Consider the following 12,517-nt stretch of genomic DNA (forward strand, 5'->3'; position numbering starts at 1 on the left):
CGTGGCGCTCGCGCGCTCGCCGGCCTCATGCCGCGCCCATGCCGTCGGCCACCACGAACACCGGAGAGCTCGCGAGGTAGGCGTCCTCGTTCAGAGCACGGCGCAGACCGGGGTGCGTCGCAGAGCCCGTGACGACCACCAGTCCCGGCCTCACGCGTATCCCCCCACCGTGACGATGCGATCGCCGATCTCGATGGCATCGCCGAGACGGACGGGAACCCGCTGGCCGGCGGGGCAGGCGATGCGCTGTCCGTCGCGCACGATGGTCATGCCGTTGGTGGAGTGCCGGTCGAGCACCCACCCGCCGGAGGCTTCGGATGCCGCTTCGAAGTGCGTCTTCGAGAGCGAGAGCGTCTCGTCACGCACCGGTACGATCACGGCGCCGTCTTCCGCGGCAGGGTTGCGTCCGAAGATCGTGCGTCGCGAGACCGGCACCCGGGTTCCGTCGTCCCACGTGAAGATCAGGCGATGACCCGGGATGCTGATGCGGGTCTCTTCGAGCTCGGCATCGTCATCGTCATCGGAAACGAAGCCCGGCGCGGGCTCCGACGGCACGGGCGCAGACGGTGCGGGTGCGAACAGCGCGGGCTCAGAGGGCGCGGGTACGAAGGGCGCGGGTTCGAATGCCGCGGGCAGAGGCGGTACCGGCGGTGCAGCAATAGGCGGCACGGGAGAAGCAGAGGGCTCGAACGGCGGTGCGGGAGTCGGCGCCGTCACCGGCACTGACGGAGCGCTCGGGCGCTGCACCAGAGTCTCGTCGAGGCCCGGGTCCAGGCCGAACCCGGACTCGGCCGCGGGTGCATCCGGGAGGGGGGCAGGTGCCGGGGTCACGATGGCCGGAGCAGGGGGACGGGTCTGGCTGACGCCGGGCACGAATGCGATCAGCGATCCCTCATCGGCGACGGGCATCGCGGGAGCAGGCGCCGCAGCGGGCGCACCCTCCACTGCCGGCGCGGATGCCGACGACGGCGCGGGCGCGGCGAACGCACCCGAGCCCGTCTCGGGCACGGTGAATGCCCCCGACGCGGGCGCGGGAGCAGGCGCGGGTGCCGGTGCGTCGAAACCCGTCGGAGCGGTGAAGCCGCCCGGGTGCACGGGGGCCGACGGCGGAGCGGGGATTCCGGGGATGGCCGGTCCGCCGAGGTCGGCGGGCATCGGCGGCATGGCCGGGATCGCTGTGGTCGCGGGGGCCACTGAGACGGAGGCCGGGGCCGGGGCCGGGGCCGGGGCCGGGGACAGCCGAGCGTCGAGGACGAGCGCGTTGGCGACCTTGTCGTGCCAGCCCTGGAAGCGCCCCGAGCCGTCGAACAGCGGAGTGAAATACCCGACGACGATGCCGGCGGACAGTCCGAAGATCACGTTGCGCAGCAGGGCACGACCGAAGCCGAGCGGCGATCCGTCGGTCGCCGACACGAGGCGCAACCCCTGGGCCCGCATGCCGATCGACCCCTTGCCCGACTGCATCCAGGTGTAGACGACGAACCAGCCGAGCAGCAGGAGCGAGACGATCGGGCCGCCGACCAGCAGCGTCGACAGCGTGCCTTCGAGTCCGCCGGCGAGGGTGGCGGCGACCATCAGACCGCCGCCGAGGATGACAGCCAAGCCGCCGGCGATGGCCGCATCGATGAGGTAGCCGATCGCACGCCGGGAGATCGGCGCGATCTGTGCGAACGCGGGCTGCGTCATGAGGTCTCGCTCTCGGGTGCGACGGGTGTGCTCGTACTGCTGCTGCTCTCGATCGTGCCAGGTTCGCGCCGCACGCGCGCGGTCGCGGCCTCGCGGAGCCCCTGCAGTCCGTTCGAGATCGCCGAGCCGCCCATCAGCGACCGCAGACTCAGACGCGCCTTCGTGCGCTTCCAGAAACCGGCATCCTTGCCGAGGCCGCCGACGATCTCGTCGACCTCGCCCCAGAACGCCTCCACGTCCTCCGGGGTCGGCTCGCTGGGCCCGAAGACCTCGGCGTCGGCACGGTCGGCGAGACGCACGACCTGGGGCACGGCGAGCGTGGCGACCACGGCGGTGGCCTCCTCGATGCGGGTGCCTCCCGGGGCGAGCCGGGCGCCGTAGTCGACGGCGCGGTCGGTCAGCTCGTCCCAGCCGCCGCTGATGCGGTCGGCCGTGCGCGCGGCAGCGCGACGCGACCGACGCTTCGCGGCCTTCCACGCCCCGATCACGATGAACGGCGACATCAGCAGCGCCAGGATGCCGAGCGTGATCCCGCCGATCAGCAGGATGGCGCCGATGATGCCGGCCAGGTTGAGGTTCTCGTCCTCCGACTCGCGGTCGTCGGGCAGCGTCGGCGGCAGGTCGACCGGCTCCTGCGGCGGGGGCGGCGGCTGCAGCACCTGCGGCTTCGGGTCGACGCGCGGCTTGGTGTTCTGGTCGTTGGGGACCTGGTCCTCGGGGGGCGTCGGATTGAAGGTGAGCCAGCCGACGCCCTCGAAGTTGACCTCGACCCAGGCGTGGACGTTGTCGCCGGTGGCGGTGAAGACCGCCTCGCCCTCCTGCTCCTCATCGGGGTAGTACCCCATGACGACCCGGGCGGGGATCTCGAGCTGGCTGGCCAGCAGCGCCATCGCGACGGCGTACTGCTCGTCGTCGCCGATCATCTGGTCGCCGCCGATGAGCGTCGAGATGCGTTCGGCGGTGTGACCGGCGCGTGAGAGCACCTCGCCCTCGAGTCCGTGGCTGAAGAAGCCGCCCTCGGCGAGGAAGGTCTCCAGCGCCCGCACCTGCTCGATCGGGGACTCGGCACCCGCCACCGTCTCAGCCGCGAGGGAGGTGAGCTCTTCGGGGACATTGCTCTGCTTCGGCATCGTGACCTTGCCGAACGGCACTTCGGCGAGCTGCTTGTCGTCGAACTCCTTCGGCATCACGGCGTCGACCGTGTACTCGTCGCCCTTCTCGAGCTTCGGAGTCGCGACGGCGGTACCCGTGGCGGTGTTGACGTAGGTGCCGCGACGCAGCTCCTCCTCGCGATCACCGCTGAAGCGGATCTCCGACAGTGCTCCGGCCGTCGGCATCCACACCCCGGCGTAGTCCTCGACGGCGATCTTCAGGGTGACCGGGACGCCCTCGGCGTCCGGTGACATGTTCGACCGAACCGGCGAGAACGCGCTCGACGACGACGGCCCGCCGTCGGTCACGTTGTAGACCATGCCGTCGAACTGATCCATCACCGCGGTGCGGACGCGCGCGCCCTTGGGCAGTCCCTGCACCGTGAAGAGGGTCTCCTCCACCTCGTCGCGCACGTTCTTGCGGAACGCCTGGAGAGGGCTGGGATAGTCGCGGATGTCGAACGGCGGGATGATGACGTCGCGGAAGACGTGGCGCGGCTCGGCCGGTGCGGCGATCGCGCTCGTGGCGACACCGGCGCCGCCGGCAACGGCCAGCACCGCGACGCCGGCGAGCAGGCGGCGCATGCGCATGTGGTTGGCGCGGGACGGATCGACCTCGCTGACCGAGACCGCCATGTTCTGCGGCGCCCAGAGCTGACGGAGGGCGAGCCAGGCGATGCTGACCACGGCGAAGACGAGTCCCTGCACGACGGGGAAGGCCGGCTCCGGAGTGCCGAGGGCGATGACGAGCATCAGGAGCACGCCGGCCGGGAGCAGCGCCCACGCGACCTGCGAGAAGCGGATCGCGAGAGATGCGGTGAGCGTCGTGACCACGAGAGCCAGCAGGAACGGGACGATCAGGTGCCCGTCGGCCGCCGCCACCGGAGCGACCGTGGTGAGCATCTGCTTCCAGGCGGTGACCGGGCCGAGGGCGAGCTTCTGGAGCGTCTCCAGCGTGGGGATGACCCCGATGATCGCCGTCTGCGGGAGCGCGAGGGCCGCACCGAAGACGAAGTAGGCGGCGACCGTGAGGCCCGTGATGATCAGGATGCCCCAGCGCCGCCAGGCGGAGACGGCCGCGATCGCGAGCCCGAGCACGATGCCGCCGATGGCCGCCGGCAGGAACGACGGACCCGCGAACGTGGGCCAGAACCCGACGAGCGAGATCACGACGAGCAGCGCGGTCGCCGCGAGGTCGAGGCCCCAACGGCGGATCGGGATCGCCGAGAGTGCGGAGGCGGGGACGGATGGCGCGGTCATGCGAGCACCTTCTGCAGAGCGAGGGGGATCTGTTCGAGCGCCCCGACGGTGACGACGTCGGCCTCGCCGATGCGTCGAAGCGCCGGGCCGGTCACGGTGGTGTCGGCCACGACGGCGAGCACGCGGGCGCCGAACGGCAGCCGAGAGCATGCCAGGCGCAGATCGTCGGCGCTCACCCGCGGGCCGGTGACGAGGACGACGACGCTCGCCAGCGGGATGGTGGCAGACACGACCCCGGCGAGCTCGGCGATGCCGCCCTCGCGGGGCTTGCTGTTCTCGACCGCCGAGAGGGAGTCGAGAAGCTGCTTGCCGGTGCCGGCGGGCAGTTCACGCCCCTGCACCCGCACATCGACCCGCTGCGAGTCGCGGAGGGCGCGGAGCCCGATCGACCCGGCCGCGGAGACCGCGAGCTCGAAGTCGTCCGGTGTGGCGTAGTCGGCGCTGGAGCGGGACAGGCCGATCACGAAGTGCGAGCGGCGGGTCTCCTCGAACTGGCGGACCATCATGGTCCCGGTGCGCGCCGTGGACTTCCAGTGCACGTGACGCAGGTCGTCGCCGGGCTGGTACTCCAGCAGGGCGTGGAACGAGACGTCGTCGCGGGAGAGGTCGGCGGCGGGCAGACCCTCGAGGTCGCGCAGGTAGCCGAGCGACTGTCCGTCGAAGAGCACCGTGCGCGGGTGCACGAACAGGTCGACCGGCTCGTCGCGCCGATGCGCCCGTTCGAACAGCCCGAGCGGATCGCCGCGCACGACGCTCACCGGTCCGACCTTCACGACGCCGCGCTTCTGAGTGGGGATCGCGAAGAGCTCCTCCGCCTCCTCGCCCGGTGCGAGCCGCTGGATGCCGAACTCACCGCGACCCGATCCGACCGGGAGCACGATGCGTGAGGGCAGGATCGCCCTGGTGCCGCGGTTCGCAAGCGTCAGCGCCCCGACCGCACGCTCGCCGACGACGACGCGCGTGCGCGCGAGGTCGAGCGAGACGTCGTAGGCCGTGCGGCCGATCAGGAACAGCGCGCACAGGGCGACCGTGATCGCGATGACGATCGCGGCGACGGTGAACTCCGACCATCCGGCGATCTGTCCGACGATCCAGAAGAGCACCGCGAGTCCCATCAGCACCCAGGCGAGGGGACGGATGGCCGAGGCGATCAGGCGGAGGCGCCCCAGCACGCGCACGCCGACGACGGCCGCGACATCGCGCCATCCGGCGTCGCGGTCCACCCCCGCGGGGGTCGTCTGGAGTGCCTCCGTGGTCATCAGGCCGCCGTTCGCGCCTGCGGCGCCGCGACCGCGTCGAGCACACGGGCGATCACGGTGTCGCTGCTCGTCCCGGCGAACTCGGCTTCCGCGTCCAGCAGCAGACGGTGCTGCCACACGGGGCGCGCGAGCGTCTTGATGTCGTCCGGCAGCACGAAATGGCGTCCCTGGGCGGCAGCCCACACCTTGGCCATGCGGATCATCGCGATGGCACCACGGACCGAGACACCCAGGCGGATCGCCGAGTCGTTGCGCGTCGCCTCGGAGAGCTCGGCCACGTAGCGGAGGACGGCGGGCTCGACGTGCACGGTCGCACCCAGGTCGGCCATGTCGGCGACCGCGCTCGTCGTGATGATCGCGCCGAGACCGGCGGACGGGTTGCGATCGGAGGCGCCCGCGAGGATGCTCTCGGTGATCGCCAGGTCCGGGTAGCCGATCGACGTCTTGATCAGGAAGCGGTCGAGCTGCGCCTCAGGGAGCTTGTACGTACCCGCCTGCTCGATCGGGTTCTGCGTCGCGATGACGAGGAACGGACGGCCCGCCTCGTGCGTCACGCCGTCGACCGTCACGCGCGACTCTTCCATGACCTCCAGGAGGGCGGACTGCGTCTTGGGCGATGCGCGGTTGATCTCGTCGGCCAGCACGATCGACGCGAAGATCGGGCCCTTGTGGAACTCGAACTTGTGCGACTGCTGGTCGTAGATCGTCACACCCGTCACGTCGGACGGGAGCAGGTCCGGCGTGAACTGGATGCGCGCGCTGGTCCCCTGCACGGTGGCCGCGAGAGCCTTCGCGAGGCTCGTCTTGCCGGTGCCTGGCGCGTCCTCGAGGAGCACGTGGCCCTCGGCCAGCATCGACGCGAGCACGAGTCCGACGACTTCGCGCTTACCCTGCACCGCCTTGTCGATGTTGTCGACGAGACGCTGGAAGGTGCCATGGAACCAGGCGGCCTGCTCGGGGGTCATTGTCATGTCTGTTCGTCTCTCTCGTGGTGCTGTGTCTGTCGAAAGTCGGAAGCGGTGGGCTACCAGGCGCGTTTCTCGTAGTTCTTGCCGTCGATCTCCACCCAGACCTGGAGGCCGGGGTGGCCGTAGATGCAGGTGAGCTGCTTCGAGCCGTTCGCCGGGAGCGAGTAGCTCTTCGTGCTCGCGACCTGGCCGTAGTTCTCCGACATGCATTTCACCGTGTAGGTGCCGGCGTTGAAGTCCTTGGTGTTCAGCACGAAGGGCGCGCAGCCGGCTGTCGTGCATCCGGACACGGTCTGGTGGCCTCCGCGGGTGACCCACGCACGAGGCTCCGGCTTGTTGTCCGTTCGGGCGGAGTCCGACGCGACCGGCGACCAGGTGCCCATCGAATCCTGTGCCCTGACCCGGATGCTGTGCGTCTGCTCGTACCCGTTGCCCAGCGTCCGCGAGCCGCTGGCCTGCGCATCCTGCCAGCCGTTGCCGATGTCGATCTGGGTCACCTTGATCGGCCGGCCGTTGTACGACGGCGCGGAGTTCCACGAGACCTCGACACTGGTGCCGAGGTTTCGGGCCTTCGCGGTCGGGGCCGTCGGATTGCCGTAGGGGCTCCCCTGCACGCCGGGCGAGACCCCGCCCGCGTACGTCGTGCCGTCGACGGTGGCGACGCCGCGCACCTCGACCGTGTAGTTCTCGCCGTTCCGGAGGCCACCGACGACACCGTTGGCCGGGTATGCCGCCCAGCCGCCGTTGTTGAGGCGGTACTGGTACGCGACCTCGCCCTCACGGGCGCCGTTGCGCGATCCCGGCGTGAAGGTCACGGTGAGCTGGCGATCCGCCGGAGCGACGGAGGTGATCTGCGGCGGCGACGGCGCGACCACGCCGCGGCGCGGGGCCGACATCGCACTCCACTCGCCCCAGCCCGCCTTGTTGTATCCGCGGATCCGATACGTGTACGCGGTTTCCGAGGTCGGTACCACGATCGCCTGGCTCGTGGCGCCCGCACCGGGGGTCAGCGTGTTCACGAGCGACGACCCGTTCCACACCTCGAGCGTGTAGCTCCGGATGGGGTCGCCGTTCGGGTTCGGCTGCTGCCAGTTCACCTGCATCTGCGCCTGGTTGCCGACGGGAGCGAGTTCTGCCGTCGTCGGGGCCGGCGCGGCGAGCGGGGGGCCCGCCGGGATCTCGGACGCCGACCAGCCGCTCCAGCTCGACGGCTCCGGCGCACGGTTGTGAGCCTGCACGCGCACCTGATAGTTGCCGCCGTTCTCCAGACCCTCCCAGGTCATCGAGTTGCCGGTGACCTCCTTCTGCGAGATCCCCGAGGGCGGGGCGGGGGAGATCTCCAGCGTGTAGCGCTCGACGGGGGATCCGGGAGTGGTCGGCGTGGCCCAGCTGACCTTCAGCGACTTGTCCCCGAAGGCGAGCTTCGGCGGGTTCGGGGTGTCGGGACGCGCGTCGGGGCGTGCCACGGCCGACGTGCCGGATGGCTCCGATTCGCCGACCCGGTTCGTCGCGGTGACCTGGAACGTGTACTCGACGTTGTTCGTCAGTCCGTCGAGCGTGCAGGTGGTCGACTGGCACTCCCGGGTGTACGCGCTGCCCTGCGCGGACCTCACGGTGTACTTCGTGATCTCGGCGCCGTTGTTCGAGGGGGCTCCGAACGACACGACCACGGTGCGGTCCTGCACGCTCGTCACGGTCGGGGCGCCCGGGGCGTCCGGCACGCCCTGCACCGTCAGGATGATCTGCCCCGTCGCCTCGCGATCGGGGTCTCCGGTCGCGTCCTGGATCGTGTACCGCACCACCAGGGTCCCGACGAATTCCTTCGACGGCGTGACGACGACGTCGTCCCCCTGGATCTTGGCGCCCCCGGAGCCGGTCTCGACGACCGCCGATGTGATCTTCAGCGGAGTCTCCGGGAACGGGTTGTAGTCGTTCGCGAGCGCGGACACGGTGACGGCCTGGCCCTGATCAGCCTCGGCGACGGTGTCGGTGTTGGCGGCCGGCATCGCGCGGTTCGACGCGGTCACCTGCACGAGGACCTGACCCTCGATCGGTTCGGTCTCGCCGTCGCTGATGCGCAGGGTGAGCGTCGTCGCGGCACCCTTCTTCGCATTCGACGCCGCCTCGACGAACAGCTTGTCGCCGTCGACCCGCGCGCTGATGCCCTTGCCCTCGCCGTCGACGACGGAGTAGTCGTGCTCGCCCTCATCCTCGGGATCGGGGTCGGTGGTCAGCGCCGCCAGATCGAGTTCGGTCGGCGGCTCACCGGGAGCCACATTCATCTCGCTGCCGAGGAACTCCGGCTGCTGGTTGTCCGGCGGAAGCACGTTGATCGGGATGCTGAGCGTCGCCTTGCGCCCCTCCGGGTCGTCCGGCCCCGTGCCGTCCGTCACCTCGAAGGACAGCGAGTCCTGACCGAAGTAGCCGTCCTCGGAGGTGTAGACCAGGGTGCGCTCGTCCTTGACGAGATCCGACCCGTCGGACTTGAGGGCGCTCACCTTCGCGTGCTCGGTGATGACCACGTCACCGCCTCCGGCGACCGTCACGTACTTGGAGAGCGGGACTTCCTTCGTCTCGCCGCTGACGACCTCGAGAGGTTTCGTCGAGGTGAGCGTGGGGCGCAGCCCGTCTTCCGACGGGACGAAGATGAACGCCGACGCCTGCTGGTCATCCTGGTCGGTGAGCGTGTAGCGGATGAGCTGCAGCTCGTCGGTGACGGTGACCCTCACCTTGCCGTTCTCGAGCAGGGTCCCCCCGTCGCCGACCTCCACGTCGAGGCGCTCGGTCGTGCCGTCGGGGTCCTCATCGTTCTCGAGGATGTTGAGGTCCGCCGTGAGGGTGTCGTCCGTGAGATCGACGGGACGCAGCCGGTCGTCGCGGGCGACCGGCGCCTGCAGGGGCACGTCCTCGTCGACGGTGACCTGCAGCACGGCGGTGGCGGTCGCGCCTCGCGAGTCGGTGATCGTGTACTGCAGCGACGTCTCCAGCGCGGAGTTCGGCGCCTGCACGAGCACGCGGTCGCCGGAGACCCTGGCCTCCAGCTCATCCGGCACCTCGAGTCCGTCTTCGACGAGAACCACCTCGTCACCCTCGGGGTCGGAGTCGTTGAGCAGCACCGGTACCGCGATCTCGCGCCCCGGACGCACGACGACGGCATCCTTCACGGCGTACGGAGCCTGGTTGACCTGCTCCGCGGGGGCGATCCCGATGCGGATGGTCGCGGTGCCCTCCTTGCCGAGCCGGTCGCGCACGGTGTACTTGAAGACGTCCACGCCCGCCGCGTCGTCGAGGGCCTGGTAGGTGAAGTAGTTCGCGGCGACCTCGGTGATCCGCCCCTTGGTCGGGTTCGACGAGATGTCGAGGAGCTCGACGGAGTCGCCGTCGGCGTCGATGCCGTCCAGCGGCACGGCGACGTTGACCTCCGTGCCCGCGAGAGCGCGAGCGACGAGATCGCGCGGACGCGGAGCGGCGTTCGTCTCCTCCTCGATCGGGAGGATCTGGATCGTGACGAGGCCCGCGGCCTTCTGCTGCCGCGAATCCACCGCCTCGTACGTGACGTAGACGGTCTGCGCCTTCTCCCCCGCCTTGAACCGCACCGAGTCCTGCGAGACGAAGGCCTCGCCGGCCTCCGGGTCCACGAACGGCTCGATGAGTTCGGGCGCGAGGTGCAGCGCGTCGTCGCTGGGGTGGGTGTCGTTGTCGAGCACCGGGATCGTCACGACATCGCCGGCTCTGACATACGCGGTGTCGGCGGTGGTGACCGGCTGCAGGATCTTCTCCGGCGCCGGGATCGGCACCACCACGACCTCTCCTTCGGCGGACTGCGTGCCGTTGGAGATGCGGTAGCCGATGCGGACCTGCGCCTCGAGCGTGCCCTGGTCGGTGATGCGCAGCGTCTCGTGGTTCAGCACCGACACCGAGACGCCGGTCCCCGGCTCGATCGACACCGACTGCACGACCAGGATGCCGCCGGCGGGGTCGGTGTCGTTGTTGAGCACGCCGATGAGCACGTCGCCGCCGGCGGGCAGCAGCGCCACATCGCGCACCGCCACCGGGGGCAGGTCGGCCGGGGCCGCCTCGGTCACGTCGATGCGGACGAGTCCCTCGCCGTTCTCCGGGCCCGCGGTCGCGAGGTACTGCACGTAGTACACCCCGACCGTCGGCGCGGTGAAGGTGAACGTCTTGTTGGGGAAGTCGGGGGCGATGGTGGCACCGGCCACCTCGTCGACGCGTCCGAGCCGCAGGGGCTCGCGGCCGGAGCTGGTGTCGTTCGCCAGCGGCGCCACCGTGACCTGCTCGCCGACCCGCGTGACCACGTGGTCGGCGTTCGTCCTCGGCTTCGTGGACCCGGCCGCCCGCACGTCGAGCGTGATCGTCGTCGTGGCGACCTCGCCGGCACCGTCGGCCACCGTGACCTGCAGATCCTTGCGGCCCTGCATGCTCGCCGTCGCCTTGTACGTGAGCTGACCGTCGGTGCTGAACTCGACCTCGTCGCCGGGAGCGGCGACGACCTCCTTCAGGTAGATGTCGTCGCCATCCGGGTCGATCCAGTCCGGGAGGATGTTGTACGAGACCGTGCCACCGGCCTCGACGGTGAGCGAGGTCCGGCGCTTCGGCGTCGGCGCGCCGTTCACATCCAGGGGGTGCACGGTCAGCGTCACGCTGGCCGTGTCCTTGCCGCCGCGGCCGTCTTCGACCTCGTAGGTGAAGGTGGAGGACCCGGAGGCCTCCTCCGACACCGCGATCTGCAGCGATCCGCCGTTGTAGATCGGCTGCACGGTGCCGATCGACGGCTGCGCCTCCGCCATCGCGGCGACCAGGACGTCGCCGTCCGGGTCGTTGTCGTTGTCGATCACGGGCAGCAGTGCCGACGCCCCCGGCCGCACGCCGAAGGAGTCGTCCTCGGCGATCGGCGGGGTGTTGATCTCGCTGCGCTCCGGGAGCGTGGACTCCACCGTCTCCTCGGTGGAATCCTCCTCGTTCTCGGTCTCGCCCTCCGGCGGGATCAGGTCGCTCCAGTTGTCGACACGCTGCAGGCTCTCGTTGGCCATCCAGGCCGCGCCCCCCACGGCGTCGTTCAGGATGATCACATCGCGATTGACGCGGAAGACGAGGCTGGCGGACTCCTCGGCGCCGTCGATCTCGGCCAGGACGTCGTTCGCGTCGGACGGGCATTCACGCAGGAAGACGGCGGACCCGGCCCAGGCGCCGTAGGTGCATCCGCGCAGCCATACCGGCGCGGCGGGGACACCGGTCGCCCCGGCATCCGTCACGAGCGGCTCGCCGCCGTCCAGGGGAACCCGCACCAGAGCGGTCGCGGTGGCGACAGCCACGGCATCCGTCTCGGCCGAGGCGTGCTGCAGCACGGCCCCCTCGGCATCCGGGATCTCGGTGCGGAATCCGCCGGGCGTCATCACGGCACCCGACTTCTGGTCGAGCACGACGGGGGTGCGCCCGACGGCCGTGATCGTCGGCTGGTCCGCCAGCTCGACGTCGCCGAGAGACGCCGTCGAGGAATCCTTCGGCTCGCCCTCGTTGTCCACGGGGATCGTGACGACCTCACGGCGTTCGCTCGACAGAGCGAAGACGGTGCCGTCCTGAGAGACCACGACGTCGGAGTTCTCGCCGAGCTCGGCGACGGGGTCCGCCACCTCCACCTCGAAGGAGGCGATCCCGCGCACGGGCACGACCCACAGGTTGCCCGACTGCGGGCTCGAGGATCGCCGCGGTCTGTGCGCCCAGGGCGACCTTCGCGCCGGCGGGGATACCGGCGGAGTCGCCGAGCGAGACCCGGGAAGGGTCCACCGCCGTCACTGTCGAGGCACTCTCGTCGACGACGAGGATGTTGGCCGCATCCTGGAGGATGTCGTAGTTCTCGCCGGTGGTGCGCAGGCCCCCGTCGATGATCGTCGACTCATGATTGAAGTGCCCGACGAGCAGACTCGAGGTCTTGGTGATCCAGACGCCGCCGTCGTTCAGATCGACCTTGGTCGTGGGGAAACCCTCATAGGTGAACGCCATCGTGGTGATGGCGACGACGCCGACCGTGACGCCGGCCGCAGAGGCCAGCGCCTTCGGGCGCGCGCGGAGCCACGACAACGCCTTCATCCCGGTCTCCCCCCAGGCCTCGCATCCCGAACCGCGAACCGCTTCGCCCTCATGCGACGCGATACTCGTTCATCCTAACCGTGCC

The 12,517-nt window shown here is 70.3% G+C and carries 7 protein-coding genes; all 7 read right to left on the minus strand.

The genetic code is table 11. The features are described from left to right. Nucleotides 1-25: 25 nt before the first annotated feature. A complete protein-coding gene (locus tag QFZ21_RS09665; protein WP_307377206.1) occupies nucleotides 26-154 on the minus strand; it encodes a hypothetical protein in 129 nt (42 codons plus the stop codon). Next, a complete protein-coding gene (locus QFZ21_RS09670) occupies nucleotides 151-1,686 on the minus strand; it encodes an RDD family protein (protein WP_307377209.1) in 1,536 nt (511 codons plus the stop codon). The genes QFZ21_RS09665 and QFZ21_RS09670 overlap by 4 nt, the downstream gene beginning before the upstream one ends. Next, the gene (locus tag QFZ21_RS09675) at nucleotides 1,683-4,097 is read right to left on the minus strand and encodes a transglutaminase domain-containing protein (RefSeq protein WP_307377210.1); all 2,415 of its coding nucleotides are present in this window, start codon (nucleotides 4,095-4,097) and stop codon (nucleotides 1,683-1,685) included. Before QFZ21_RS09675 ends, QFZ21_RS09670 begins: the two co-directional genes overlap by 4 nt. Further along, nucleotides 4,094-5,356 carry a DUF58 domain-containing protein gene (locus QFZ21_RS09680; protein WP_307377212.1) on the minus strand — a complete coding sequence of 421 codons (1,263 nt, stop codon included), beginning with the start codon at nucleotides 5,354-5,356 and terminating at the stop codon, nucleotides 4,094-4,096. The genes QFZ21_RS09675 and QFZ21_RS09680 overlap by 4 nt, the downstream gene beginning before the upstream one ends. Beyond that, nucleotides 5,356-6,327: a MoxR family ATPase gene (locus QFZ21_RS09685; RefSeq protein WP_307377216.1), complete on the minus strand. Its 972-nt coding sequence runs from the start codon at nucleotides 6,325-6,327 to the stop codon at nucleotides 5,356-5,358. Before QFZ21_RS09685 ends, QFZ21_RS09680 begins: the two co-directional genes overlap by 1 nt. A 53-nt stretch (nucleotides 6,328-6,380) precedes the next feature. Next, nucleotides 6,381-11,738, minus strand: a complete 5,358-nt coding sequence (locus QFZ21_RS09690) for an Ig-like domain-containing protein (protein WP_307381270.1) — start codon at nucleotides 11,736-11,738, stop codon at nucleotides 6,381-6,383. Nucleotides 11,739-11,883: 145 nt separating this feature from the next. Beyond that, entirely contained in the window at nucleotides 11,884-12,432 is a 549-nt protein-coding gene (locus tag QFZ21_RS09695; protein ID WP_307377218.1) for a hypothetical protein, read from the minus strand. Nucleotides 12,433-12,517: the final 85 nt, after the last annotated feature.

It is taken from the genome of Microbacterium sp. W4I20, from assembly GCF_030816505.1.
GTDB lineage: Bacteria > Actinomycetota > Actinomycetes > Actinomycetales > Microbacteriaceae > Microbacterium.

What these genes read in the sequence shown, in the direction of transcription:
- QFZ21_RS09670 (WP_307377209.1), bottom strand. Translation starts at nt 1,686, where the DNA reads ATGACGCAGCCCGCGTTCGCACAGATCGCGCCGATCTCCCGGCGTGCG.
- QFZ21_RS09675 (WP_307377210.1), bottom strand. Translation starts at nt 4,097, where the DNA reads ATGACCGCGCCATCCGTCCCCGCCTCCGCACTCTCGGCGATCCCGATC.
- QFZ21_RS09680 (WP_307377212.1), bottom strand. Translation starts at nt 5,356, where the DNA reads ATGACCACGGAGGCACTCCAGACGACCCCCGCGGGGGTGGACCGCGAC.
- QFZ21_RS09685 (WP_307377216.1), bottom strand. Translation starts at nt 6,327, where the DNA reads ATGACAATGACCCCCGAGCAGGCCGCCTGGTTCCATGGCACCTTCCAG.
- QFZ21_RS09690 (WP_307381270.1), bottom strand. Translation starts at nt 11,738, where the DNA reads ATGACGCCCGGCGGATTCCGCACCGAGATCCCGGATGCCGAGGGGGCC.
- QFZ21_RS09695 (WP_307377218.1), bottom strand. Translation starts at nt 12,432, where the DNA reads ATGAAGGCGTTGTCGTGGCTCCGCGCGCGCCCGAAGGCGCTGGCCTCT.